General features: G+C 60.4%; 25 protein-coding genes. 3 read left to right on the forward strand and 22 right to left on the reverse strand.

From position 1 onward, the window contains the following. The first annotated feature begins 365 nt into the window (after positions 1–365). Positions 366–1,349, forward strand: a complete 984-nt coding sequence (locus tag ACED88_RS09225; protein WP_449109427.1) for an LLM class flavin-dependent oxidoreductase — start codon at positions 366–368, stop codon at positions 1,347–1,349. 190 nt (positions 1,350–1,539) lie between these two features. Here the strand turns inward: ACED88_RS09225 and ACED88_RS09230 are convergent, their stop codons facing one another. The 6 genes from ACED88_RS09230 to ACED88_RS09255 form a co-directional block, all read right to left on the reverse strand. Continuing rightward, positions 1,540–2,349 carry a LuxR C-terminal-related transcriptional regulator gene (locus tag ACED88_RS09230; RefSeq protein ID WP_449109428.1) on the reverse strand — a complete coding sequence of 270 codons (810 nt, stop codon included), beginning with the start codon at positions 2,347–2,349 and terminating at the stop codon, positions 1,540–1,542. 35 nt (positions 2,350–2,384) lie between these two features. Beyond that, positions 2,385–3,824: a histidine kinase gene (locus ACED88_RS09235; RefSeq protein ID WP_449109429.1), complete on the reverse strand. Its 1,440-nt coding sequence runs from the start codon at positions 3,822–3,824 to the stop codon at positions 2,385–2,387. A 106-nt stretch (positions 3,825–3,930) separates the two neighbouring features. Beyond that, complete coding sequence (locus tag ACED88_RS09240; protein ID WP_449109430.1) at positions 3,931–4,503, reverse strand: DUF421 domain-containing protein; 573 nt, start codon at positions 4,501–4,503, stop codon at positions 3,931–3,933. A gap of 5 nt (positions 4,504–4,508) precedes the next feature. Continuing rightward, a complete protein-coding gene (locus ACED88_RS09245; RefSeq protein WP_449109431.1) occupies positions 4,509–5,363 on the reverse strand; it encodes a uroporphyrinogen-III synthase in 855 nt (284 codons plus the stop codon). A 41-nt stretch (positions 5,364–5,404) separates the two neighbouring features. Further along, entirely contained in the window at positions 5,405–6,088 is a 684-nt protein-coding gene (locus ACED88_RS09250) for an Abi family protein (protein WP_449109432.1), read from the reverse strand. Between the two features lie 119 nt (positions 6,089–6,207). Continuing rightward, on the reverse strand, positions 6,208–6,870 hold the full coding sequence (locus ACED88_RS09255; RefSeq protein WP_449109433.1) for a DNA alkylation repair protein: 663 nt from the start codon (positions 6,868–6,870) through the stop codon (positions 6,208–6,210). Between the two features lie 139 nt (positions 6,871–7,009). Here ACED88_RS09255 and ACED88_RS09260 point away from each other — a divergent pair, with 139 nt between their 5' ends. Beyond that, entirely contained in the window at positions 7,010–7,690 is a 681-nt protein-coding gene (locus ACED88_RS09260) for a TetR/AcrR family transcriptional regulator (RefSeq protein ID WP_449109434.1), read from the forward strand. A gap of 40 nt (positions 7,691–7,730) precedes the next feature. On the opposite strand, the gene ACED88_RS09265 is transcribed toward ACED88_RS09260, so the two are convergent. From ACED88_RS09265 to ACED88_RS09275, 3 genes are all read right to left on the reverse strand, one after another. Beyond that, a complete protein-coding gene (locus ACED88_RS09265) occupies positions 7,731–11,327 on the reverse strand; it encodes a replicative DNA helicase (protein WP_449109435.1) in 3,597 nt (1,198 codons plus the stop codon). A gap of 84 nt (positions 11,328–11,411) precedes the next feature. Then, positions 11,412–11,777 carry a hypothetical protein gene (locus ACED88_RS09270; RefSeq protein ID WP_449109436.1) on the reverse strand — a complete coding sequence of 122 codons (366 nt, stop codon included), beginning with the start codon at positions 11,775–11,777 and terminating at the stop codon, positions 11,412–11,414. A 9-nt stretch (positions 11,778–11,786) separates the two neighbouring features. Next, the gene (locus ACED88_RS09275; RefSeq protein ID WP_449107150.1) at positions 11,787–12,134 is read right to left on the reverse strand and encodes a hypothetical protein; all 348 of its coding nucleotides are present in this window, start codon (positions 12,132–12,134) and stop codon (positions 11,787–11,789) included. 146 nt (positions 12,135–12,280) lie between these two features. On the opposite strand from ACED88_RS09275, the gene ACED88_RS09280 reads away from it, so the two are divergent. Next, positions 12,281–13,258, forward strand: a complete 978-nt coding sequence (locus ACED88_RS09280) for a siderophore-interacting protein (RefSeq protein WP_449107151.1) — start codon at positions 12,281–12,283, stop codon at positions 13,256–13,258. A gap of 28 nt (positions 13,259–13,286) precedes the next feature. On the opposite strand, the gene ACED88_RS09285 is transcribed toward ACED88_RS09280, so the two are convergent. From ACED88_RS09285 to ACED88_RS09345, 13 genes are all read right to left on the reverse strand, one after another. Continuing rightward, on the reverse strand, positions 13,287–14,423 hold the full coding sequence (locus ACED88_RS09285) for a glycerate kinase (protein WP_449109437.1): 1,137 nt from the start codon (positions 14,421–14,423) through the stop codon (positions 13,287–13,289). A gap of 21 nt (positions 14,424–14,444) precedes the next feature. After that, positions 14,445–14,759 (reverse strand): DMT family transporter, encoded by a 315-nt coding sequence (locus tag ACED88_RS09290; RefSeq protein ID WP_449109438.1) that lies wholly within the window; start codon positions 14,757–14,759, stop codon positions 14,445–14,447. A 357-nt stretch (positions 14,760–15,116) separates the two neighbouring features. Continuing rightward, complete coding sequence (locus ACED88_RS09295) at positions 15,117–16,406, reverse strand: DUF418 domain-containing protein (protein ID WP_449107155.1); 1,290 nt, start codon at positions 16,404–16,406, stop codon at positions 15,117–15,119. A gap of 347 nt (positions 16,407–16,753) precedes the next feature. Next, positions 16,754–17,080 carry a hypothetical protein gene (locus ACED88_RS09300; RefSeq protein WP_449107156.1) on the reverse strand — a complete coding sequence of 109 codons (327 nt, stop codon included), beginning with the start codon at positions 17,078–17,080 and terminating at the stop codon, positions 16,754–16,756. Between the two features lie 131 nt (positions 17,081–17,211). Continuing rightward, complete coding sequence (gene rplI, locus ACED88_RS09305) at positions 17,212–17,661, reverse strand: 50S ribosomal protein L9 (protein ID WP_449107157.1); 450 nt, start codon at positions 17,659–17,661, stop codon at positions 17,212–17,214. Positions 17,662–17,683: 22 nt separating this feature from the next. Beyond that, positions 17,684–17,920, reverse strand: coding sequence for a 30S ribosomal protein S18 (rpsR, locus tag ACED88_RS09310; protein ID WP_004005948.1), 237 nt, complete (start codon positions 17,918–17,920; stop codon positions 17,684–17,686). A gap of 129 nt (positions 17,921–18,049) precedes the next feature. After that, on the reverse strand, positions 18,050–18,718 hold the full coding sequence (locus tag ACED88_RS09315; protein ID WP_237207639.1) for a single-stranded DNA-binding protein: 669 nt from the start codon (positions 18,716–18,718) through the stop codon (positions 18,050–18,052). Positions 18,719–18,806: 88 nt separating this feature from the next. Next, positions 18,807–19,112: a 30S ribosomal protein S6 gene (rpsF, locus tag ACED88_RS09320; RefSeq protein WP_135011322.1), complete on the reverse strand. Its 306-nt coding sequence runs from the start codon at positions 19,110–19,112 to the stop codon at positions 18,807–18,809. A 176-nt stretch (positions 19,113–19,288) separates the two neighbouring features. Beyond that, positions 19,289–19,642, reverse strand: coding sequence for a TM2 domain-containing protein (locus tag ACED88_RS09325; RefSeq protein WP_237187013.1), 354 nt, complete (start codon positions 19,640–19,642; stop codon positions 19,289–19,291). Positions 19,643–19,667: 25 nt separating this feature from the next. After that, positions 19,668–20,942 (reverse strand): hypothetical protein, encoded by a 1,275-nt coding sequence (locus ACED88_RS09330; RefSeq protein ID WP_449107158.1) that lies wholly within the window; start codon positions 20,940–20,942, stop codon positions 19,668–19,670. A gap of 90 nt (positions 20,943–21,032) precedes the next feature. Continuing rightward, positions 21,033–21,917, reverse strand: a complete 885-nt coding sequence (locus ACED88_RS09335; protein ID WP_449107159.1) for a hypothetical protein — start codon at positions 21,915–21,917, stop codon at positions 21,033–21,035. 2 nt (positions 21,918–21,919) lie between these two features. Then, positions 21,920–22,930, reverse strand: a complete 1,011-nt coding sequence (locus tag ACED88_RS09340; RefSeq protein WP_449107160.1) for an ABC transporter ATP-binding protein — start codon at positions 22,928–22,930, stop codon at positions 21,920–21,922. A 119-nt stretch (positions 22,931–23,049) separates the two neighbouring features. After that, positions 23,050–23,628: a helix-turn-helix domain-containing protein gene (locus ACED88_RS09345; RefSeq protein ID WP_449107161.1), complete on the reverse strand. Its 579-nt coding sequence runs from the start codon at positions 23,626–23,628 to the stop codon at positions 23,050–23,052. Positions 23,629–23,654 lie beyond the last annotated feature (26 nt).

The raw sequence follows: 23,654 nt of genomic DNA on the forward strand, positions 1-23,654 counted from the left end.
TCGCTATGTGACTAGGTGTTTTGTCGCTTGGCGGGTTTCCCCTGTGCCGTGGCGACTCGTAATACTCTACGCAGGTTCAAAACACTTCGCAAGTCGAAAATGACCCCAAAAACCACCCACGGGCGTCCATGCACCCCTTTTTGACCCCAAAAACCACCTTAGTCGAGAATATTTCACCTAGTCATAGGCGGTCAGTGAGGCAGGTCTATGGCTCACATCTATGACCTACTACACCTAAAATTCTTTGAAAAACCTTCAAAACTCCCCCAAATCGCCCTCCCTGACCCCTTTTCAAGGAATATTGCACCCATCTCTGCCCGTTATGCCAGGCGTACACAACCCCTATATAGAGAAGGACATTCACCATGCCAGCCCTATCCCTGCTCGACTTTGCCCTGATTTTCCCGGGTGAACGCCCCGCAGACAGCTTCAAACGCTCTGTAGCGCTAGCCCAGCACGCAGAGAAGCTCGGCTACGAACGCATCTGGTACGCAGAACACCACAACATGCAGCGCATTGCCTCAGCAGCCCCGGCAGTGCTTATTGCCCACGTTGGTGCACAGACCTCAACCATTCGACTGGGAGCTGGCGGCGTCATGCTGCCCAACCACTCCCCTCTCACCGTGGCAGAACAATTCGGCACCCTGGCCGAAATGTACCCCGACCGCATCGACCTGGGGCTGGGCCGGGCGCCCGGCACCGACATGCGCACCCTCGCCGCCCTACGCCGGGACCCGCAGGACGCAGAGAACTTCCCCCAGGACGTCCAGGAACTCGCAGGCTATCTGAGCGGGGACACCCGTGTGCCCGGCGTCCACGCCACCCCGGGGGCAGGGACCAAGGTGCCCCTCTACATCCTGGGCTCCTCCCTCTTCGGCGCTTCCCTCGCTGGCGCCCTGGGCCTGCCCTATGCCTTTGCCTCCCACTTCGCCCCCACTCACCTGGAACAGGCCATAGCGGTCTACCGCGAGCGCTTCACCCCCTCAGAGCAACTAGAGCAGCCCTACGTGATCGCTGCGGCTAACGTGATTGCCGCCGATACAGAAGAGGACGCCCGCGCCCAGCAGGTGATTGCGCACCGGCAGCGGGTGAAGTCCATGATGCGCCTAGATGACCGCGACCTGAGCGACGACGAGCTGGATATGCTGGTCGCTTCACCCCAGGGCCAGCAAATCCTGGACATGCTGCGCTACACCGCGGTAGGCACCTCGGAGCAGGTAGGTGACTACCTCACCCGCTTCGCTGATTCGGTACAGGCCGACGAGCTAATGATTTCTAATCTCTCCCCCAGCACGGAACAGGCCCACCGCGGCCTTGAGGTGCTGGCGCAGGCCATGATTCAGAAGTAGAACAAAGAAAGGTGTAGCAGGCTCGCACTTGCTGCCGACCCTCTCGCTGGTTCGCTGACGCTCACAAGCGATTCACGCCCCGCCTGACGGCGGATTCCATTCGCTCTTGTGTGCTCGCGCGCTCGCACTCGCTCACTTCATCCGAGCCAGCAGCTTCGCTGCGAGCCTGCTACACCCTTAGTATGGGCAACTACCCCTCTAGGAAGGCCAAGACCGCGCGGACGCGGCGGTTGCCGGTATCGGCGGGCAGGTCAAGCTTGTCGAAGATATTGCCCACGTGCTTGGCAACAGTTGCCGGGGAGATAAAGAGTTCAGCTTCGATTTCTGCGTTGGATCGCCCCTGCGCCATGAGCCGCAGGATTTCTAGTTCGCGCGGGGAGAGCCTGGCCAGCTTACCCTCGGTGGGATGGGCTGCCGCATGGGCGGTGTAAGAGGCGGACGCTCCCCCGGCAGTACCTGCCCCGGGGGAGGAAGATGGGGTGGGGGCGTTCGCACCGGAAGTATCGGCAGCGGTGCCCGGCAGTGCCCCGCGTACCTGTCCGGCGGTCTGCCCGCTGCTTGAGGTGCCGCCGAGCAGGTGCTGGACGACGTCCGGGTCGATCACGGTGCCGCCTGCCACCACGGTGTCGAGGGCACGGGCGAATTCTTCGACGTCCCCCACCCGGTCTTTGAGCAGGTAGCCCAGCCCGGCCGCGGAGCGGGCGAAAAGCTCGCGGGCGTAGGCGGTGGTGATGTACTGGGAGAGCACCACGATTGGAAGCCCCGGGTAGGTTTCGCGCAGTTGCAGGGCAGCCTTCAGACCGTCGGACGTGTGGGTAGGTGGCATGCGCACATCGGTAATGACGGCATCGACCCCCTCCCCCGCCATAGCCGCCTCGACGGCGGTGAGCAGGGAGGGGGCGTCCTCGGCTTCTGCAAGCACGGAGTGCCCCAGCGCTCCTAGCACCATCGTCAGTCCCTGGCGGAGCAGGGCGGAATCTTCGGCGAGGATAATGCGCATGGGGCACCTTTCGTGACAACGTTTCACGTGAAACGCTACAGGGTTGTTGAGTCCTTGGGTAGGGGCAGGGCCAGGGTCAGGCGGGTGGGGCCACCGGCTGGGGAATCTACCTGCACCGTGCCACCCAGAGCGGCGGCGCGTTCTACCAGGCCGGCAAGGCCGGTACCGCGAGCGGGGTCAGCGCCGCCGATACCGTTGTCCTCTACCGTAACCACCAGGGACTCCCCCGCTACGAAGGTAGAGAGTGAGACAAACTGGGCCTGAGCGTGCTTGAGGGTATTGGTCAGAGCCTCATTGACGGTGTAGTAGGCGGTGCGCTCGATATCGCGGGGCAGGCGGGCGGGGGCGTCGTAGGTCAGGTGAACCGGCAGGACGCTGTGGCGTACCAGCTCTTCTAGGGCAGCCTTGAGGCCGTGGTCTTCCAGCACCGCCGGGTAGATACCGCGGACGGTGTCGCGCAGGGTCTGCTGGGCGTGGGAGAGCTGGGTGCGGGCCTCGGTGATGTGGTTGAGCAGGGCGGCGGCGCGGGCGTCCTGGGTATCAGTAACCAGGTTCTTGGCTTCCATCTCGGCCAGGCCAAGGCGCAGGTTGAGGTTGACCAGTTCCTGCTGGACGCCGTCGTGCAGGTTGCGCTCGATGCGGCGGCGCTCCCCTTCGAAGGCGTCAACGATGGTGGCGCGGGAGGCGGTCAGGCGGGCCAGTTCGCGTTCCTGTTCTTCGGGGCGGGAGGACAGGATCAGCTTGGAGAGGCTAGCGCCGGTGGCGGCCAGCAGGCCGTTGACGTAGGCAAAGATGATGAGCAGGACGGGGATAGCGGCCAGGAAGACCCACCAGTACTGGGGAGTAACTTCAAAGATTTGGCCGCTTGCGGGAAGAAGGCCCTGGTTGATGTAGTAGTTCATTTCCCCCTGGGAGTAGAGGGAAAGGTACTGCCAGTCGAGGTAGAGCCTGTTCCCTATACCCAGGTAGTAGGCTACTGCACTGGTGCCGACAAGGGCCATGACCTGCAGGCCGAGTACTGCGCCTGCCAGCCAGCCCCAGAGGGCGGTCAGTGCCAGGGAGCCGACCTCGCGCCAGGTGGCAATTTCTTTGAGGCGGAAGAGAGCTCCCTGCCAGAAGCTGGCGTTGGGGTAGTCGACGTGGCCGTTGGCGATCACCCCGTGGCCGGTCTTTGCCAGGCGCCAGCGCTCATAGACCGCGAACCCGATAGCAGCAAAGGGTAGAACCGCGATACCGATAATGGAGGCGGTCAGGCCGGTCACCAGGGAGGCAACAATGCCCTGGGCTACCAGCACGGCAAACGCGATCCAGGGGCCAGCAGTGAAAATATAGAAGGGGTTAGCCATACGGCGCCACAGGCTCTTGACGGGCTTGGGCTGGCCGGCGGGGTCAGTATCAAAGGACGCCGGTGCTTGGCTCCCTGCCGCGGGTGCGGCAGGTGCGGCGTCGTGCAGGGTGTAATCGGTGCTTGTCATGCTTCTATTCTTTCGCTCCAAACCCCCAAGCACAGTGGGGCAGTCTCTACTCTTACCTCACCTGCACCCCACCTGCCAGGTAGAGCTAGCTCTACCCCGGGCGTCCTCACCGCTTCTTCAACACCTTATCGGCACCCACCACTCCGCGCAGCAACTGCGGGTCAATCTGCACGCCCTCGCGCACAATCGACAGCTGGCCGGTAGCCTCCAGCACCACGCACTGCACCTGACTCAGCTGCGAAATACCCGCCTTACGCAGAGCCGCATACACCTCCGCCGGGGCCAGATGCGAGCGCTTCAAATGGCGCACCACAAACTTGCCGTGAGCCATAATCACCCGGGGCTTGTGGTTGATATGCCGGATGCCGGTCACCGACTGCACCGCACCAAAAATACTCTCCAGCAGCATGAGCGTGCCCAGCCCCACCATGCCAGACGCCAGCGTCGGCGGGTGCCCAATAATCACGCGGCCAGCCACCGCACCAAACATAATGATGATGACCGCATCAAAACCGTTCCAGCCGCTCAGCACTCGCACCCCAAAGATACGCACCAGCACCAAAAAGGTCAGGTAGATACCCAGGGCAGAGAGCATCACAATCGGAATACGCCAGGGCTCAATACCCAGATACTCAATCAGAGCAGGGCCCCACCCCTGCGGCGGCTCGAAGATACCCACCGGCCCTACCTATCAGAGAGAGCTGCGGTTAGCTCCTTGACCAGAGCCCCCAGCCGGAAACGCTCGGGTGCAAGAGAGGTAATGCCCACCTCTTCCAGTGGCTCAGCCGTCACCGGCCCCACAGCAGCAGCAATAGTTCCCGTTTTAAAAGCCTCAACCACTTGCGGCAGCACCCCACGAGCAGACGCCACCTCAAACAGGGCAGTCACCGCAGGAGCAGCAGTAAACGTCACCGCATCCAGCTCAGATTTCACCAGGGCATCAATCAGCTCATCCACCAGCTCAGGACGCTCAGGAGCCTCCCACCGGTGCGGCACCACAGCCGTCACCTGCGCCCCCGCAGCCACCAGACGCTCCTCCTGCGCCGCATCCGGCGACCCGTGCTGCTGCACCACCACATGCTTACCCGCAACACCGCGCTCCAACGCCAAATCCACCAAAGCCGACGTGCGCTCCTGCGCCGCCATACCGGCGTCCTCAAACCCCAAACCACGCACCGCACCCCGGCCCTTAGCGCCACGCACCAAAATCGTAGCCCCCGCAAGAGCCTGCCGCAGCTGCTCCTCAAGGCCGCGCTCGCGGGCGGAATCAAACCAGCCGTTCAGGCCGTAACCGGTAGTGACCAGCAGGATGTCGGGGTGGTTAGCAATGATGTGGTCGGTGGCCGCGTGCAGTTCGGTGTCATCTGCCACCGGCACAATGCGGACGGTGGGTGCCACCAGCACGCGCGCCCCCTGCCGCTCAAAGGCCGCAACCTGCTCTTGAATACGACGGGAGGCAGTCACGGCAATGGTCTTACCGGCCAGCAGGCCGGCATCGGGAGCGGCGGACGCGCGGGGTGAGGAAGCTGAGGAAGTCATAACACCAGGGTACCGCCGGGGTGGAAATGACAGAAGAATCCCTACTCCGAGGGACGGTTTTCTAAATACAAGTTCACAGAACTTATTTGGCGAAGATGTTCACCCAGCTCTGGGAAAAACATGAAAGCGAGCGTACCGATAGCCTGGTGCGCCTCCGTAACCTCTTGTAGCCTTCGGCCGGTAAATAAAGGCTCGTGGTGCGCTGCACGGTTACGCACACCATTCACAAGAGCAAGAGCCCGGTCTACTTTCTTTCGATCTGTTTTAGAAGGGAAGGCTTCATGCAGGTACGGCACCCACAAAGTTTTCTCTAACGCCGCCGATGTAAGGTGACGCCAGAACCCAAAAGATAACTCAGCAATAATTTGCCCAGGCAGGGGGTTCGGTAAGCGAGTACGTTTCGCCGCTTCATCAATACTCATACGGTTACGGGCATTCAAGTCTCTTTTCTGCCCATTCCGTACTCGTATCAAAGGCGCTCTTACAGGTGATACAGAATCTAGTAGCCAGTGATTTGAACCAGACCACGAGTCAGAAAGGACACGGTTGTAAGTATTGCGAAGAGCAACTTCGATATGGGCAACATCGTGCATTATTGCCCCTGCCAGCTGAGTATTCCACTCGTACAGACGCAGAGCTAAATCAAAATCTTCCTGGGCGGCGCTCTTATAGGTTTCCCATCTTTCTGCTGAAAGCCACTGCTCTACCCAATAAGTTTCCTGCATCCTAGGCATCACTCCTTTGTGATATGACAATGCCCCGGCGAGAATACTCCAAAACAAGTTTGAAGTAGCGCTCCACCGGGGCTTCTACGCTTCAGAATACCAGCCAATCATTCATTTATCTAGAGCCTCTTAGAGCCCTCGCGCACGCTCAGAGGGGCCATGCGGGCGCCGTGGCGGGCAATGAAGTCGGCAACCCAGGCGGGGTCGGTCTTGGAATACTCGCGCAGGGACCAGCCAATGGCCTTATTGATAAAGAACTCCTTAGAACCAAAGTTGAGGGTGATGACTTCTTCGAGCAGGGCGGTGTTTGTTTCGGCCTTGCGGGGGCGCTGGTGGTCAATAGCTACGCGGCGCACCCACAGGTTGGCGTCCTGTGCCCAATCGAGAATAAGGGCATCGTTGGGGTTGCGCCAGAGAATCTCGCCGACCATGGTGTCGAGGCGGTCAACGGTGTCCCACCAGCTTTTCTCTTCGATGAGATCGCGCAACCAGTCGATGTCTTCAGGTTCGAGGTAGCAGCGCAGGGCGTGTAGATAATCGAGCGCGGCGTACTGGAACTCCCGTTCCGGAGCCTGCCAGCAGGCCTCAACGAAGCTGCGGTCTATGCCCTGAGTCTTCGCTTCTACCCGGGCCTCTGCCAGCAGGGGTTTGATGAGTTCCCGGCGCTGCGGGGTTTTAATTCCCAGGAAGGGGAATTGATTACGCATGTAGGCGGCCATGGGGGCAGCATTGGCGGGATTGGACGCCGCAACCAGGGTTTCATGCAGGGTAGAGAAGTTCATGGGGCTCTTTCAGGTGATGAGTTATCGGGGTTTGCGAACGGGTCTTTTAGTCCACCCTACATAATTCAACAGGTGGGGATATTATTCTACACTTGATGAATTTCATCTACAGGTGGGGAATTTTGGGTAGACTGGGCGTATGGCAGCTCAGCACTCTACTACTTCCGGCTCCCCCCGCGGACGACGCAGCGGCGGCACCCGCTCACGCGACGATATTCTGCGGGCAGCTACTGCCCTCTTTGCTGAACACGGGTTCGAGGGTACTTCTGTTCGGGCTATCGCTGCGCAGGCCCAGGTTGACCCCGCCCTCATTCGGCATTTCTTTGGGTCAAAAGAATCGCTCTTTACAACCCTGCTCAACGAGGCGACGGAACTTTCAACCCGTCAGACCACAACACCCAGCAGCGGCGACCGAGCTACCGATCTTGTCGCGACCTACCTACACCTATGGGAATCACCCGAGACAGGACCGCTGCTTATAGGTCTAGTTCGTTCGGCTCTTGCATCAGCCACGGGGGCACCCGCCATCAAGGAAGCTCTAGCGCGGCACCTTACCCAAAGCTGTGCCGACCCGCTGAAGCCTAGCCTGGATGAGGCGTCCGCGGAGCTCCTAAGCGCCCACCTATTAGGGGTAGCGGTAGGCCGCTACCTTCTACAGCTCCCCCACCTTGCCGCGCTCAGCACCGATGAACTGGTTGAACGCACCGCACCTGCCGTTCGGAGCTATCTTGAGGGGAATTCTCTCTCCCGTAAGACCCGGCCCGCGCCGAAAAAGAAGAACCCCCAGGAGCAGCTGTCGCTGTTTGACGGCCTCTTCTAGCGAGAGGGTCGACTCCTGGGGGCTTATTTTTAGGCTGGGACTAGAAGGTCTCGGTGCCAGTGTAAGAGTCGTGCACCATGTTGGCAAAGCGCGAGTAGTGGCCCTGGAAGGCGACCGCGATAGTCTTGGTGGGGCCGTTACGGTGCTTAGCAACAATGACGTCCGCCTCGCCTGCGCGGGTTGATTCCTTCTCGTAGTAATCCTCGCGGTGCAAGAGAATGACCATATCAGCATCCTGTTCAATAGAGTTATGAACGGTGATGCCGTTGGCGATGAAGTTGTGGTTCCCTAGCACAGTGGCGTCGAAGACCTCTTCTTCCCCCTCGTACTCGATAGAAGTGACGGTGTCCCAGAAAAGGTCATTGACCGCAAGCATGTCGAGCTCAGCAGCATCAAGGACGCTGGCTACCTTTGCTAAACGAGAGCGAGAGGGTGCGCTTTTATAGTAGGCCGAACCACAATACTTTGAACCCATGGCAGCTTGGAATTCACGATGCGTCATTCCCTTCTCAGACAGGATTTTCTTAACATCGTCCCACACCTGTACCGGAGCAGTATCAACGTTGGTGTTAGAGCGAACGCCTTCAGCAGTAATTGCCGCAAGCAGTTTCTCGCAACTCTTAGCGCGTTCCCCGTAAACAGAGATTTCACGCAAGAAGCGGAGCTGTTCATCGCGTCCGGAGATATCGAGACTGTACCCCTGACGGTACTCGCCCTTAATGGTGGTACCGCGAACACGAGTGTTAATACCAAACCGCAGAAGCAGAAGAGACAGCTGGTCCAGCATGACACGAGAAGTTGAGGCGTAGTAGATACGTCCTGAACGCCCGTTCTTATTTACGGTAACAGAGCCGTCAGTTGCCCATAGATGTCTAATAAAGAGGGCAATCTGCTGTTTAGGCAGGGCAAAAACCTGATCTGGAATAAATTTTTCCCACGACCGCTTATCGAAAAGACCTAAATCATCGAGCCATGCAGCGAGCGGATTCCGCTTACCATGGGTTAACTTCTCCGGCGAGCGCAGTCGCAAAGAAGTACAACGCGCTGCTTCGTGAGTATCCCTGACGCTTTCAATTCCGAACTGCTTGTATGCAGATTCAGCAACTATAGAGAGGTTCTCTTCATCAATAGATGCATAACGAATTGGCTGTCGAGCTAAAGCAGATCCGTCACCAATCATGTGAGCCAGCAAAATGACCTGCTCGTCGCTCCAGTGCGTCCGGGCAGACGGCCCGTTAACATGGCGGGGTACGCCCAACCGATCGCCCACTGCAAGCTCACCCAGCCCCTTCCAACCTGTGTAGGTAAAAAAGGGGTGATTGGCGGTAGCGCGCAGGGTCTTACCCGATGCTAGCGTTAGACGATACACAGGTTTCACGCCCGTAGAAAAGACGTGGGTCAGGTGCCGCTCCACGAAACGCATGTCGTCCCCCAGGGACCATACCGGGACGTCCTGAGCGCCCTGCTCAAAAAGTTCACCCATCGTTGTTTCAGCTCCCGTATCAGAGCGAAGCACACGAGTATCGGCAGTCAGACAGCCCGACTCGCGAAGGTCCGATACCTGCGGCTTCTTATCGGTACGCTGCTCAGAGCCACGGTTCAGCTGTGAGAGGGCAATCAGAGGCACTTCGAGCTCCTTAGCCATCAGCTTGAGAGCACGCGAGAACTCCGAGACTTCCTGCTGGCGCGACTCAACCTTCTTACCCGAGCTCATCAGCTGCAGGTAGTCCAGAACAATCAGCTTGAGGTTATTCTTCTGCTTCAGGCGGCGGGCCTTAGCGCGAATCTCCATCAGGGTCATATTGGGTGAATCGTCGATAAAGAGCGGAGCGGAGTCCATCTTGCCCATGGCAGTAGCAATCTTGGCCCACTGATCATCGTCCAGCTTGCCCTTACGCAAATCAGACAGATTGATACCAGCCTCAGCCGACAGAATCTTCATAGCGATTTCGTTGCGGCCCATTTCCAGGGAGAAGAACACCGTGGTCATACCGTGCTTAATGGCAGCAGACCGGGCGATGTCTAGGGCAAACGTAGAATTATGGGTGGGTACAAAAGCGCGAGAAGCCAAGAAAAGATGCTGCTCGTTATCTACCTCAATACAGCGCACCGGCACAGAATCAACAGGCTCCACAGCAACAATGTAGCGAGAGCTTCGCTTAGCGGTCGGACGGGCATCGCGGTCACGGTGCATCTGATTCTTGCGAGACAGAGCAAAAACAGAATCAGAGGAAGAGAAGGTCAGCTTGTAGGCCGTCGACGTAGCCTCGCTACTGCCCTTGACCTTTTTCGTTGCCATACCCGTGCGGTACCCCAAAGAAAGCGCCAGCTCCTGGGTATCGTACGCCAGCTGGCGGTTCGTAACCGTGAACTGAATACACCCGGCATTTGTAACGGTGCCGTCGCTATCGAGCAGCCCTGCCAGCAAAGCTCGGCGCTGCGCTTCAGAGGCCCGCAGGTACTGCATAGGAATGTGCTTATTATTCAGAACGCCCAGAGTGCACAGGCTCTCAACATCTGGTGCCAGAGCAGTCGATTCATCACCTAACCAAATTCCCAGGGTGTAGGGGGCAACCAGCAGGTCAGCTTCGGGCAGCTGGAGCGGGCGGGCATTGGTAATAGAGTGGTTGGCTCGACGGTCAGCCGTCGCGCAGCGAACCGTCTCACGAATCTCAGCGGTGGTGCGCACCTGCGCGCCCACAGACATCCGCACACGCCCCCCGCCTGAACCCGCCAGAGCTGACGAGCGTGCCCGACGGGACGCGCGGGTTTCTGTGAGCCACTGGTGCTCGGCGTCCGCAATGATTTCGGTTCCGTCATCAAAAATGACCTTGAAGCAAGGACGCCCGGTCATCACGTCGGTAGCGTTCGTGACAGTCGTAGGGTGCCCGTCTGCGCCCAGAACGGTGTCGCCCACGCAGATATCGCCCATGGTGGTCCAGCCTGTGGGGGTAGGGATAGGGGTGTCAAGGGCAAGCGCTTTACCCATCGCCGGACGCGCGGCGATCACAATCATCTGCCCAGCCTGCAGGCCGGCGGTGAGCTCGTCAAACTCGATGAAGCCGGTGGGCACGCCGTGGATGCCGCCGTCGCGGGAGCCGTTGGCCTCAATCTCTTCGACCGTGCTATTCATGGCCTCAGAGAGGGGGACGTAGTCTTCCTTGGTGTTGTTGGCAGAGACGCCGTAAATCTCGGCCTGAGCGGCGTTGACCAAGGCCTCGGCCTCGCCGTCGCCGGAGTAGCCCAGCTGAACAATCTTGGTGCCTGCCTCAACCAGACGGCGGAGCATGGCGCGCTCGGCCACAATTTCGGCGTAAAAACCGGCGTTAGCGGCGGTGGGGACGCCCGCAATCAGGGAATGCAGGTAGGCTGCGCCGCCCACGCGGTTCAGTTCACCGCGCTTGGTCAGCTCGTCGGCTACGGTGATGGCGTCCGCCGGCTCGCCGTGCCCGTAGAGGTGGATGATGGCCTCATAGATCATCTCGTGGGCGGGCTTGTAGAAGTCAGCGCCGCCGCCGATGACCTCAACGACGTCGGCGATGGCGTCCTTGGAGAGCATCATACCGCCCAGTACCGACTGCTCGGCGGTGTCGTCGTGCGGCGGTGTGCGGACGAACTCAGACTGGCTCTCAGACAAGGCGGCCCCCTCGGTGGTGAAGAATATGATGAGCTTCTATCATCTCACCTGCGAGCGCCCGGAGACCACCGCTTCGCTGTGAGACTAGATGCTGGTGAGGTAGTAGTAGACGGCAAAGAGGGCATAGAGCAGTACCAGGGTGGGGGCAGTGACTGCTGCGATAAGGCGGGGTATGGAGGGGGCGCGGCGTAGGGCTGCGAGGAGGCAGAAGTAGCCGGGGGCTAGGGCCACGATAGCAAGAAGGATATTGGCGCCGAAAGGGTCGTAGCTGAGTTCTACCCAGTCTTTGGCGACGGGCACTCCTAGGAGGCCGAGGGGAACAGCGAGCAGGTGCGCTACGGGGGCCAGGATGAGGACGACGCCGATAGCCGTCAGAACGGTAGCCGACTTAGCATTGCGGGGGTTGGCGATGTGAAAACCGGCGATGTGGGGTTGGGTGATGTCTGACATGGGATTCTCCTAGGGGTGCAGGGCTGAGCCTTGTAAGAGAAGAGCCCCTACCCAGGCGATGAGCAAGAGAAGGACAACCAGTGCGATGGGGAGCCAGAGCCCCCAGTGGAGTGCCGTCTTGGCCTGACCCCGGTAGATAGCAACCAGGCCAAGAATCAGCCCGAGGTTGTAGAGGGCAATTCCTATAAAGCCTGTGAGGGGGATGAGGATAAAAACAAGGGCCAGGTCAGGTTGGTAAAAGCCTAACGATGCAAACCAGGCAATGAGCGTGAAAGTCGCTAGGCTGAACCCGCCCCAGGTCAGCCAGCAGGCGGCCTTTCCCAGTGGGGAGCTGGTTGGGGTGAAGGTAGCTGTCATGGGTGCCTCCTTGATGTCACAACTGCATTGGTGTGATGGGCTTAACTTTATCTCGGTAGCATGGGTTCTAGCTAGAGTACTTATGTACTAGAGATTGAGCTGGCCAGTGCCAAGAGGGGCTGGTCGTAGCCAGAGAAAGGACGCCGGTGGGCAGCACAAAGAGCAAGGGCAAGGACGCCAAGGAGCAGCTCAAGGGCCTCAAGGCCGAGGTGAAGTACCTCAAGAAGGGGCAGAAGCAGCTGCTCAAGCGGGTGGAGAAGCTGGAAAAGGCGCTCGCCGCCGGGCAGGGGTCGGCGCTCGCGACCTCCCCTGTGCAGAACCCAACCCGCGCCTCAGATGCCGGGGGCAGCCGGGGCGGGGCGGGGGCGTCCTACCCGCAGCCGATGAAGTCGGGCAAGTACCGGGGCGGCTACTCCCACTACCGGGTGACCGAGGTGGGGCAGCTGACGCCCACCGTTATGCGGGTGGTTGCTGAGCCTGCTGACGGCAAGCGGGTTGAGGCCCAGGGGCTGGTGGGTGAGTACATCTACCTGGTGACCGGCAAGAAGGGGGAGGTGCTGCCCGCGCCGACCTTCGAGAAGGGCAAGGCGCGCTGGAGCCAGCCGACCACCACCGCCAAGTACACGGTCAGAAACTTTGACGAGCACACCGGGGCCCTGGAAATTAACATCATGCTGCACGAACACGGGGCTGGGACGACCTGGGCCCGCACCGTTGCCGTGGGCGATAGCGCGCATTTTCTGGGGGCGAAGTCGGGCTATTCCATCAGCGACGACTACGACTTCTACCTGCTGGCCGGTGACGAGAGTGGCCTGCCCGGTATGGCCCGCTGGATTGAGAGTCTGCCCGCGAGCGCCCGGGGCGCGGCCTTTATTGAGGTGCCCGGGGAGGCCTCGCAGCAGGTGATTGCTGCTCCTGAGCATTTTGAGGTGGTCTGGGTGGATTCCACCCGGCGCGGGGCGCTGGCTGAGGCCGTGATGGCTTACCCTCTGCCGGAGGGGTCGGTGTGTACCTGGTTGGCGGGTGAGTCCGGGTCTATTCACCCCCTGCGTATCTGGGCGCGGCGGGAGCTGGGCGTGCCCAAGGGCCACGGCTATGCCAAGGGGTATTGGAAGAAGAAGTAGCCTCCCGCCACGGCAGGGGGGGAAGGGTCTAGCGCAGGTGGATGCTGGCGATGCTGGCCGCTAGTTCGTGGAGGTAAGGACGCGGGTTGCCCAGGGATTCTTCCAGGGTGGCGGCGGTATCGCCCACCACCGAGTAGACGGCCGTGAAACCGGCCTCGCGGGCTTGGCCGGTGGAGAGTTCACTGATTCCACAGACGGCGATAACCGGCAGGTTGCGGGCGGAGGCTTCTGCCGCAACCCCTGCCGGACCCTTGCCCTGGAGGGTTTGCTCGTCGAATTTTCCTTCGCCGGTGATCACAAGATCAGCGCCTTCCAGGGCCCGGTGGAAGCCGGTGAGCTCAAAACAGACCTCAACGCCGGGGCGCATGGTGGCCCCGAGTACCGACAGGCAGGCAAAACCCAGGCCACCGGCAGCACCCGCCCCGGGGGCGGTAGCGAATGTTCCACGTGAAACATTGAGGGCCTCTTCTACCGCATCGGCTAGTTTTTGCAGGTTCTGGTCAAGCTGGGGAACCTGCTCTTTAGTAGCCCCCTTCTGGGGCCCGTAGACCGCAGCGGCACCCGAGGGGCCGCACAGCGGGTTGGTCACATCGCTAGCCATGATAATTTCTACCCCGGCCAGACGCTCATCAAGCCCGGTCAGATCAACTGAAGCCAGCTGCCCCAGCGCCCCGCCGCCGGGGGCAAGGTCGCGCCCTGCGGCGTCCTGAAGTGTCACACCGAGCGCCTGCATAAGCCCCGCTCCCCCGTCGGTGCTGGCCGACCCGCCCAGGCCGATAATGAGCGTCCGCGCACCCGCTCCCACCGCGTGCAGAATCAGCTCACCGGCACCAAAAGAGGTAGCCCGCCAGGTATCCAGCTGGTCTTCGCGCAGGCGGGCAATGCCGCCCGCTTCAGCGATTTCGAGGACGGCCGTGCATTCAGCCTGCGAGTAGGCGTAGCGGGCGGTCACCGGCTGACCAGCAAAGGGGCCCGTGACGGTGCAGGTGACTTCGCTGTAGCCGGCGGCCAGGGCGGCGTCTACGGTGCCGTCGCCGCCGTCCGCTATGGGGCAGGTGATGACCTCACACCCGACAGCCTCCTCTAGCCCGGCGGCGAGCGCCTCAGTGAGCTGGGCACCGGTGAGTGTGCCCTTGAACTTATCGACAGCGAGTAAAACCTTCATGGGTCTATTATGCGCCTCTCTCTAAGAGGTGACCTTCAGCCCCACAATACCTGCCACAATCATGAGCAGGAAGAGCACCTTAAGCAGGGAAACGGGCTCGGTGCCGGTCACCATGGCGTAGAGGACGGTGACGGTTGCACCGACGCCCACCCAAACGGCATAAGCGGTACCGGTGGGCAGCTCCCGCATGGCATAGGCCAGGCCCACCATGCTCAGCACCAGACCCCCGATAAAGACCAGGGTGGGCGTCAAGCGGGTCAGGCCCTCAGATCTACCCAGGGCCGTCGCCCACACAGCTTCAAAGAGGCCAGAAATAATCAAAATAAGCCAGTGCATAAGCAACCATTCTAGGTGCGCACTCGCACAGTTTAAAACGATGAGGCCGGGTCCCCCGACCCGGCCTCATCCATACACACACATTTACACATCGGGGCTAGACCCCATGCAAGAAACACACACTACTGCTTTCTTGAGATTCTCCAGGGCCACCCTGCGGGCGGCTGCTCTTTCGAACCTTGTACCTCTAGTATGGCGGAGCCTTCTTAAGCTCTTATATACCGTCCCTGTGTACAGCCTGGGAATGTGGAGCGGCAGTCTGTCTAGGGTTCTTAGCTCGTGTGCAGAGAGAACCGTGCACACACGCCAAGAAACCTAGACAGCGCCCCAGGCGCGGGTGAAGCCTCCACCCCTCAGCTAGTTCAGCCCACCCTTGCCATAGGACATCCTGCGGTGCAGGGCCTCTAGCGGGCCGGGCTTGCCCGCCGCTTCAAGGGCCACCGCTACGAGAACCGTCACCAGCCACCCGCCTGTGCCAACCAGCAGGAGTACCGAGGCACCGGCGTCCGCAAAGAGCCCCAGGGCAAAGCTGCCAAAGACAACCAAGAAAATTACCGACTGTAGCACATAGCCGGTCATAGACCGCTTGCCCAGGGCGATCAGGGGTCGAAGCGGGGCAGGGACGGGGGCGCCGGCGTCCACACGCTCCTGAACCCCGGCAAGTGCCAGCGCCAGCAGGGCAATAAAGCCCGGGCCACCCAGCACGCCCAGGGTCATGGTGAGAATGCCAAAAATGCCGGTATGCAGCACGCCCAGGGCCTCAAGCCCGGCGGGGATGCCGGTGCCCAGGGAAGCCACCAGGCCCGCCCCGGCCAGCCAGACCAGTACCCGGCGGTGACGCGCGGGCTCAGCCAGCACGCCCTCTCGCGCCAGCACAAACCCCAGCAGCATCAGAGGGAGCAGCATGAAAGCCTGCAGGGGTACACCGAGGAGGCTGCCCAGCAGCACAATCAGGCCGTTAAGCAGTACCGACCAGTAACTTGTGACCTGCAACAAATCACCACTGCCGCCGTTCAGTAGCTCCTGGAGCTGGCCAGAGCCCAGCACCGCCTGAAGCAGGAGCACCCCGGCCAGGGCCACCAGGTTGGTCACAGCAAAGAGCGTTCCAGCGACCCAGAGCAGGACCTTGGTGCGCACCGCAATCAGGCAGGCCATGAACAGGCCAATCAGGCCGTAGGCCAGCATGATGTCGCCCCAGAAGAGAAAGACCATGTGAACAGCACCGAAAATCGCCAGCATGCCGTAGCGGCGGGCGATGACCCCGCGGGCCTTCGGTAGGGGGTAGCCGCGCCGGTAGAGGCTGGCGGCGATTAGCCCCACCCCAAAGCCCAGCAGGGTCGAGAACATGGGGAAGCCGCGGGCATGCACAAAGGAGGTGGTGAACATGATGGTCAGTTTGTCCCAGAAATTACCATCGACGACCCGCCCGGTCATAGACGCCGGGCCGCCCGCAAAGAGCACCCAGGCTGTAGCTACGTTGGCTACCGCAATGCCCCAGAGCATGAGCCCGCGGGCAGCATCGGGCACCAGCATACGCGAGCGGGTGGATGACGCCTGGGCCTGTAAGGGCTGAGGCTGCGGAGCCAAGGCATGCGTGGACTGAGCCTGTGGTGGCTGTCGATGAGAAGGCTGGGTGGGGTGCTCCATTGCGACCTTTCGTGTGTGGGTACCTACTTCTACCCTAGAGAAAACGGAGCTAGAGCGCATCCGCCGGACGGGTGAAAAGAGACCCTCAGCAGTGAAAACAACTTAAACATCGATGGCGAGACCCCCATACTGGTCTCGCCATCGGTGAGTGAAAGCCGGGTTCAGCATTACCCGGTTTTCGAAGCACACACACATTCGCTTCTTGTAGCCTTTCGAGCTGTTATATCCATATAACCGCACTAGGCTTGAACTGGGTTTTGAGTTGCCTGGGAGCAAGCTGGGTATTTTTGCGGACGTCCGTGGGCGCTTCCCGGGTGCGGGCAGGCACCGGCCACCCCGGGGAGCTTCTAGGAGAAGTAGCCAATCAGGAAGAACCAGAGCACCGGGTTAGCCAGCACAGACACCACCAGAATCACGATGAACCAGGCCGTGTGCCGGGCAAAGCGCAGCAGCCCCACCAGGGCCAGCACAAAGGCCAGGGTAGCCGCTACGACAGAAACAGCCATAAACCCCAAGAAGGTGGCCAGAACCGTTGAGGGTGACCCCACGTTCACCACAAAAGCCAACACCAGCGTCAGCACCGCCAGGCCCTCGGTCACCGCAGCTGCAAGCAGCATCTGAGTGCTCTGTGGGCGGCGGGTACGGGTAGAAGAAGGTGTTGATTGTAAAGCCATACCCTCTAGCATGCCAGACTCCCCTGTGAAACCGCACCCGCTGGCCCACGCAAAGACGCCCCGCTCCCCCACCAAGGGGGAACGGGGCGTCCTGATGCTGCTAGAAGCCTAGCGAATAACCCTCAAGAGAATTACTCAGCTACAACGTCCAGCTCAACGTTAGCTACAACATCTTCGTGCAGACGCACGGAAACGGTGTAAACGCCGGTGCGCTTGATAGCGGAACCGAGGTTGATCGCACGCTTGTCGACGGAGCCTGCGCCTGAACCCTCGATGGCGTCAGCAACGTGCTCAGCCTTGACGGTGCCGAAGAGGCGGCCGTCAGCGCCAGCCTTGTGAGCAACAACAACGGGCTTTGATGCCAGAGCAGCTGCGGTTGCCTTTGCTTCTTCGAGGTTAGCCTTGGCGCGAGCAGCGCGGGCTGCGCGGATGGACTCAACCTGCTTTTCGCCACCTACAGTCCAGGTGACTGCGAAGCCGCGGGGCAGCAGGTAGTTACGTGCGTAGCCATCCTTGACGGTTACAACGTCGCCAGCGGCGCCGAGGCCGGTGACTTCCTGAGTAAGAATGATCTTAGCCATGTTCTTCTACTCTCCTATCGATTTAGCGGCCAGCGCCTGAGTAGGGCAGCAGTGCAACTTCGCGGGCGTTCTTGATTGCCTGAGCGATCTTGCGCTGTTCCTGAACGGTCACGCCGGTGACGCGACGTGCACGGATCTTGCCGCGGTCGGAGATGAACTTACGCAAAAGTGCGACGTCCTTGTAGTCGATTACGGTGACGTCAGCAGCCTTCAGGGGGTTCTGCTTGGGTTTGGGCTTGCGGATTTCAGCCTTAGCCATCGTGGTGCTCCTTTTTCTGGTGGGAGCCCGCGGGATAAACCGCGGGATGGATGAATATTTTGTCTTGGTTCAAAGAAGGACGCCCGGCGTCCCTTTCCTTCTGCCGTGCAGGCGGTGCCTGCGCGGGGTTTAGAAGGGGGGTTCGTCGTCTGCGCCGGAGCCCCAGTCGTAGTTGCCACCGGACTGCTGGCCCCAGGGGTCAGCAGCAGGTGCCTGCTGGGCCGGTGCGGCCTGGGGGGCTGCTGCCGGTGCGGCAGGGGCAGCATTGAAGTTGCCCTGCTGTGCGCCACCGGTGTTACCACCGTAGCCGCCCTGGTTGCCGTACCCTGCGCCACCACCGTAACCACCCTGGTTACCGGCGTTGAAGCCGCCACCCTGCTGGTTACCGTAACCGCCACCGAAGCCCTGGTCGCCACCGAAGTTGCCACCTGAGCGCTGGTTGCGGGATACGTTAGCGGAGGCGAAGCGGAGTGAGGGACCGATTTCCTCGATCTCTAGCTCCATGCTGGTGCGGCGTTCGCCTTCTTTGGTTTCATACGAGCGAGACTTCAGACGGCCCTGCGCGATGACGCGCATGCCCTTCTTGAGGGTCTCGGCGACGTTCTCAGCAGCTTCACGCCAAACGCTGGCGCGGAGAAAGAGGGTTTCGCCTTCTTTCCATTCGCCCGATGCGCGGTCGAAGTTGCGGGGAGTCGAAGCGATTGTGAAGTTAGCTACCGCTGCCCCGTTGGGGGTGAAGCGAAGCTCAGGATCGCCGGTCAGGTTACCGATGACGGTAATGACGGTATCGCCAGCCATGTGATGCCTCCAGTCGTAATAAGAGTAAGTATTTGAAGTTTTGCACGGGGGTCTGACATTTTAGTGAACAGGGCCCCGTCTCAAACATTTACTTGGAGGAGATCTGCTGATCTTCCGGGCGGATGATCTTGGTGCGCATGACGGATTCGTTCAGGTTCAGAACGCGGTCCAGTTCAGCAGCAGTCTCGGGGGTTGAGGTGAAGTTAACGACGGCGTAGATGCCTTCGGACTTCTTCTGGATTTCGTAAGCGAGCTTACGGCGGCCCCAGATGTCCATGTTGTCAACGGTGCCGTTGTCCTTGGTGACAACTTCGAGGAACTTGGTGAGGGTGGGCTCTACGGCCTTGTCCTCTACCTCGGGGTTGAGGATAACCATCAGTTCGTATGCACGCATGATTAAACCCCTCCTTTGGGCTAAGCGGCTATGGGATTTCCATAGCAGGAGATTACGTACGGTCTGGCCGGTCTCAGGTGTTGGCCGAGTGCCAGCACAGACTTGACCAACTTTACCGCAGGACGCCCGGTTTGGGCAGGGGTGGCGCGGTTAAAGCGGTGTTGTTCACAGCACCATTAGTAGATGCGGCGGTTAGCGAGGGCGTTGAGGTAGCCGACGCGTACGGGGATGGTGAAGAGGTCCCAGATCATAACGATGACCAGGGGGATGTAGAAGATCCAGCCGATGAAGGGCACAGCCGCGGTGATACCGCCCGCGATGAGGTTACCCACGATGTAGAAGATGCCCATGATGGGCTGGCGCAGGTAGAACTTGTGGGCCCCGAGCCACCAGAGGAAGAAGAAGAGCAGGTAGGCCACCAGGGTGGACTTGGCCTGCACGATGTAGACCGGCTGGCCCTGCGCAAAGGAGCGGGCGCGACCGGGATTGTTAATGTAGGTGGGCTGGTAATGCTGGGGCTGTTCGGGCATGGTCTCCTGCCTTTAGAAGGTGGGCCTAGAGTGAGGCCACAAATTTTTGGAGGGTGGATTTGGAGGCTTCTTCCTCCACGATGGCTTGGCGTAGCTGGGCTTCGCTTTCTTCACTGCCACCAAGGCCCACGCTAATACTTGCTTGGGCTCCATCTGAGACTACCTCAGCGTTGATGTAAAAGGGGATGATTTCTCGTTGGGCTTTACCATCAGCGAGGTAGGTAACCTCGAAGGTCGCCTGGCGGTAGCGTGAGGCCCTCCAGACGCGGGGGTCAGTGCGGTCTGGCACCAGATAGAAGGCAGGGCGGTCGGTGAGTTCCCAGGAGACATCGCTGATAGTAGCTGTGGAGTCCTCCCCGTGGAGGATCGAGGCGGGGCAGCCCGGGGCATCCAACCGTCGAGCGCTTTCGCAACGCTCTAGCCAGGAGGTGATGAGGTTGTTGGTTTCATTCCACATGCGTGGGGACGGGCGCACGTCGAGGGTGAGCTCCTGAGTACTTGTTCCGTCGCCCGGTAGAGGAGCGGTAACGGTATGGTCGGCATGCCTGAGGGTGTAGTAGGAGCTGCTGGGCAGGGTGAATTCGTAGGTGCCAGGCAGGATGGGGATAACCCACTGATACCCGGCCTCTGTTTCTGTACGGCGCGTAACGGGAAGGTCGAGGGACTGGCCGTTGACCTGCACCCCGGCGAGCGCCACCGGCGCGGTGAGGGTGAGGTAGGACTGGGCGGGGGTGGCAAGTTGCCAGCTGTCATTGAAGGGCCCGGTGCGGGGCACCTGGGTGAGTGGCAGGGTGAGCTGGTGGTCTTGCCCGGCAACGGTGGCGAGGACGCTGGCTGTGACCTGCCCGGTGGCGTCCTTGCTGGTGCCGGTGATGGTGTAGTTTTCTACGCGCCCCTGGGCGGCGCGGTAGATGGAGTTGGTGAGGTAGGTGTAGGTGAAGTCGCTGTAGGCACCGCGGTCGATGCCGGCGATGTAGTCGCCGCGTTCGAGGGCGCTCATGTAGCGGTCCACGCTGTCTTCGGGGGTGTGGGTGAGGGAGAGGTAGTTGCCTACAGCGGCGACCAGTATGGCGAGCAGGGTGACAAAGAGGGTGGTGAGGGTAAGGCGGACGCGGACGGTGCGGGCGTCCTTGCGGGTTAGGACGCCGGCGGCGCGCCCGGAGAACTCCCCGACCTGGCCCGGGATTCGGCTTACTCGCTGGATGGAGGTGGTGAAGGTGTCGCGCACAGCCTCGGGACGGGCATGGGAGACGGCACGGGCCAGCCACTGTTCGCCGTCCTTTTTCTTGCGCTCAACCATGGCTCTATTGTAAAGCCAAACAATAAGGGTGGTGACTTCTTTCCCCTTGAGAAGAAGTCACCACCCATGCCAGTCAAGAACTAGCTAGTTTTAGCCGCGGGTATCGGTGAGAGTAAACCGCAGGTAGCCCAGCAGGGCGGGCACAGCGGCCCAGAGGGCAAACCAGGCGCCACCTTCCAGGTAGCCTAAGTCGGCATCTTCACTCAGGTTATAGGTCAAAATAACCCGGCCCAGACCTGACGGCAGGTAGTTGAAGGCATCCGCCACCCACTCAAACTGACCCATAAAAATACTGGCAATAATGGGCAGAATCAGAAGCAGGAAAACCACCAGCACAATACCGCCGGCGTTATTGCGGAAGAGGGCACCAAAGCCAAAGCCCATCCAGGACATAAACATGAAGTAAATACCTGCGGCGACCCAGTTCATCAGCAAACCGGAATTCATCTCCAGCGCCTCACGGATAGACTCATCCAGCACCGGGTAGCCAACCCAGAAAGCAATCGCAGCCAGGGCAAAGCCGATGACGAAAGCATAGAGGGAAATGACCAGGATTTTTGCCAGGTAGAGGGTGCTGCGACGAGGCACAACGGTCATAGAGGTATGAATAGACCGCGTGGCATATTCAGACCCGATGAAGACCGCAGCAATTGAAGCAATCAGCATATTTGCCATATCAATACCCGAAACACCCAGGGCATATGCCATATTGGCAATACTTTCAACACCGGCATTAGTGGACGCCATACCCTGCTCAGCCTGGGCCATGAGCTCCGGGCTGTCCATCATAGAGTTCAGCACCTGGGAATAGAGGGGGGCCATACCCACCATCACCACAGCCAACACCAGGGTCATCACCCAGTTAGTGGTCAGGGTACGGAACTTCAGGGCCTCAGACCGCATAACCCCCAGGAAAGAGAGCTTGCGCCCAGCGAACTGGGAGGCTGACGCAGGAGCAGAAAGGGTAGCAGTCATGATTAGTTCTCCTTAGCGTCGGTTGAAGTCTGGGTCCAGGGGGCTGCAGGGCCACTTGCAGGGCCTGCGAGCGCCGGGGTGGCGCCGTCCTGGCCGGTGGAGGGGGTGAACTCGGCTGAGTGGTATTCGACCTCGTCGCGGGTCATGTTCATGTAGACCTGTTCAAGGGTGGACTTTTGGGGGGTCAGCTCGTGGAGCAGGACGTCAGTGCGGGCAGCCAGCTGGGCCAGGGCGCGGGCGTCAGCCTGCTCAACCATGAGGCCGTCGGTGTCGACGGGGGTGAAGCTGTAGCCTGCCCCGGTGAGGGTCGCTGCGAAGGCGTCGCGGGCGTCGGTGCGGACCAGGACCTTATTGGAGTCGCCGATGGCGAGGAACTCTTCCATGGAGCAGTTAGCCAGGACCCGGCCGCGTCCGATGACGATGAGGTCGTCGGCGGTTTGGGCCATTTCGCTCATGAGGTGGGAGGAGATGAGGACGGCGCGGCCCTCTGAGGCCAGGTGGCGGGCCAGGTTGCGGACCCAGATGACGCCTTCGGGGTCGAGGCCGTTGACGGGTTCGTCCAGGATGATGTTTTGGGGGTCGCCGAGCAGGGCGGCGGCGATACCCATGCGCTGGCCCATGCCGAGGGAGAAGCCCTTGACTTTTTTCTTGGAGACGGCAGCCAGGCCGGTCATCTCGATGACTTCGTCGACGCGTTTCTTGGGGATTCCGTGGGTGAGGGCCAGGGAGCGCAGGTGGGCTACTCCGGAGCGTCCGGGGTGCATGGCCTTGGCGTCGAGCAGGGCACCGACGGAGGTCAGGGGGCTTTTGAGGGAGCGGTAGGGTTGGCCGTCGACGAGGGCCTTGCCTGAGGTGGGGTTTTCGAGTCCCACGAGCATTCGCATGGTGGTGGACTTGCCTGCCCCGTTGGGGCCGAGGAAGCCGGTGACTTTGCCGTTGGGCACGGTAAAACTGATGTTGTTGACGGCGGTTTTAGGGCCGTATTTCTTGGTGAGGTTTTTGACCTCGAGCATGGGTCTCCCCTTGATATGTGTGACTGTTTCACTTTTAACACTAGGGGGTCAGGCTAAAGAAAACATCAGTCTACGGGATGAGTTCTTCATACACCTTAGGAATGAAGCAGATATATGGACTACCGCAGGATCTCTACCAGTTCATCTATCAGGGCTCGTGTTTCAGACCAGTAGCCCTCACTGAGCCGCTGGCTCACGGCAGACTGACTTATCCCAAGTTTTTCAGCTATCTGCTTCTGAGACAACCCCTGACGAGCCATTTCTCCTGCCTGCTGGCGGGTTTCTTGCCGGTCTATTTCAAGACGGGCGAGCAGGCTCAGGGCTCTATCAACCAGCTGAGCTGACGCTACAGACCCAGCGAAGCAGCAGCGTCCTTTTGCTTTTTTAGCCCGCTCAACCGCCCTACGGGCGTACTCAAAAGCGGGCCCGGCCCCTGCCCGAGTTTCTGCAGGTAGCGGGGCATTTACCGGGCCTTCCCCTATGCCCACGTACCAGTGACCGGTACGCACCAGGGCAAGAGCGGTTACAAGCGCAGCAGCTGGGTCGTCGAACACCGCTTGGGCTTCGTCGCCTGCGGTGCGCTGGAATGGACGGACTGGGGCACCGCTACCCTCTAGCCCTTCGACAAGGGTAAAGAGGTCGGGGATTCGATCCTTATCACCGGATGAGCCCACCTGGTCAACAGTCAGAACAAACATAAGATAAGCATATAGCCTTATATATT

This window comes from Rothia sp. 11273D007AR (assembly GCF_053547255.1).

Excerpts from the sequence above, each read along its gene's own strand:
- ACED88_RS09225 (WP_449109427.1), top strand. The coding sequence starts at position 366 with ATGCCAGCCCTATCCCTGCTCGACTTTGCCCTGATTTTCCCGGGTGAA.
- ACED88_RS09230 (WP_449109428.1), bottom strand. The coding sequence starts at position 2,349 with ATGCGCATTATCCTCGCCGAAGATTCCGCCCTGCTCCGCCAGGGACTG.
- ACED88_RS09235 (WP_449109429.1), bottom strand. The coding sequence starts at position 3,824 with ATGACAAGCACCGATTACACCCTGCACGACGCCGCACCTGCCGCACCC.
- ACED88_RS09245 (WP_449109431.1), bottom strand. The coding sequence starts at position 5,363 with ATGACTTCCTCAGCTTCCTCACCCCGCGCGTCCGCCGCTCCCGATGCC.
- ACED88_RS09250 (WP_449109432.1), bottom strand. The coding sequence starts at position 6,088 with ATGCAGGAAACTTATTGGGTAGAGCAGTGGCTTTCAGCAGAAAGATGG.
- ACED88_RS09255 (WP_449109433.1), bottom strand. The coding sequence starts at position 6,870 with ATGAACTTCTCTACCCTGCATGAAACCCTGGTTGCGGCGTCCAATCCC.
- ACED88_RS09260 (WP_449109434.1), top strand. The coding sequence starts at position 7,010 with ATGGCAGCTCAGCACTCTACTACTTCCGGCTCCCCCCGCGGACGACGC.
- ACED88_RS09270 (WP_449109436.1), bottom strand. The coding sequence starts at position 11,777 with ATGTCAGACATCACCCAACCCCACATCGCCGGTTTTCACATCGCCAAC.
- ACED88_RS09275 (WP_449107150.1), bottom strand. The coding sequence starts at position 12,134 with ATGACAGCTACCTTCACCCCAACCAGCTCCCCACTGGGAAAGGCCGCC.
- ACED88_RS09285 (WP_449109437.1), bottom strand. The coding sequence starts at position 14,423 with ATGAAGGTTTTACTCGCTGTCGATAAGTTCAAGGGCACACTCACCGGT.
- ACED88_RS09290 (WP_449109438.1), bottom strand. The coding sequence starts at position 14,759 with ATGCACTGGCTTATTTTGATTATTTCTGGCCTCTTTGAAGCTGTGTGG.
- ACED88_RS09295 (WP_449107155.1), bottom strand. The coding sequence starts at position 16,406 with ATGGAGCACCCCACCCAGCCTTCTCATCGACAGCCACCACAGGCTCAG.
- ACED88_RS09300 (WP_449107156.1), bottom strand. The coding sequence starts at position 17,080 with ATGGCTTTACAATCAACACCTTCTTCTACCCGTACCCGCCGCCCACAG.
- rplI (WP_449107157.1), bottom strand. The coding sequence starts at position 17,661 with ATGGCTAAGATCATTCTTACTCAGGAAGTCACCGGCCTCGGCGCCGCT.
- rpsR (WP_004005948.1), bottom strand. The coding sequence starts at position 17,920 with ATGGCTAAGGCTGAAATCCGCAAGCCCAAACCCAAGCAGAACCCCCTG.
- ACED88_RS09315 (WP_237207639.1), bottom strand. The coding sequence starts at position 18,718 with ATGGCTGGCGATACCGTCATTACCGTCATCGGTAACCTGACCGGCGAT.
- rpsF (WP_135011322.1), bottom strand. The coding sequence starts at position 19,112 with ATGCGTGCATACGAACTGATGGTTATCCTCAACCCCGAGGTAGAGGAC.
- ACED88_RS09325 (WP_237187013.1), bottom strand. The coding sequence starts at position 19,642 with ATGCCCGAACAGCCCCAGCATTACCAGCCCACCTACATTAACAATCCC.
- ACED88_RS09330 (WP_449107158.1), bottom strand. The coding sequence starts at position 20,942 with ATGGTTGAGCGCAAGAAAAAGGACGGCGAACAGTGGCTGGCCCGTGCC.
- ACED88_RS09335 (WP_449107159.1), bottom strand. The coding sequence starts at position 21,917 with ATGACTGCTACCCTTTCTGCTCCTGCGTCAGCCTCCCAGTTCGCTGGG.
- ACED88_RS09340 (WP_449107160.1), bottom strand. The coding sequence starts at position 22,930 with ATGCTCGAGGTCAAAAACCTCACCAAGAAATACGGCCCTAAAACCGCC.
- ACED88_RS09345 (WP_449107161.1), bottom strand. The coding sequence starts at position 23,628 with ATGTTTGTTCTGACTGTTGACCAGGTGGGCTCATCCGGTGATAAGGAT.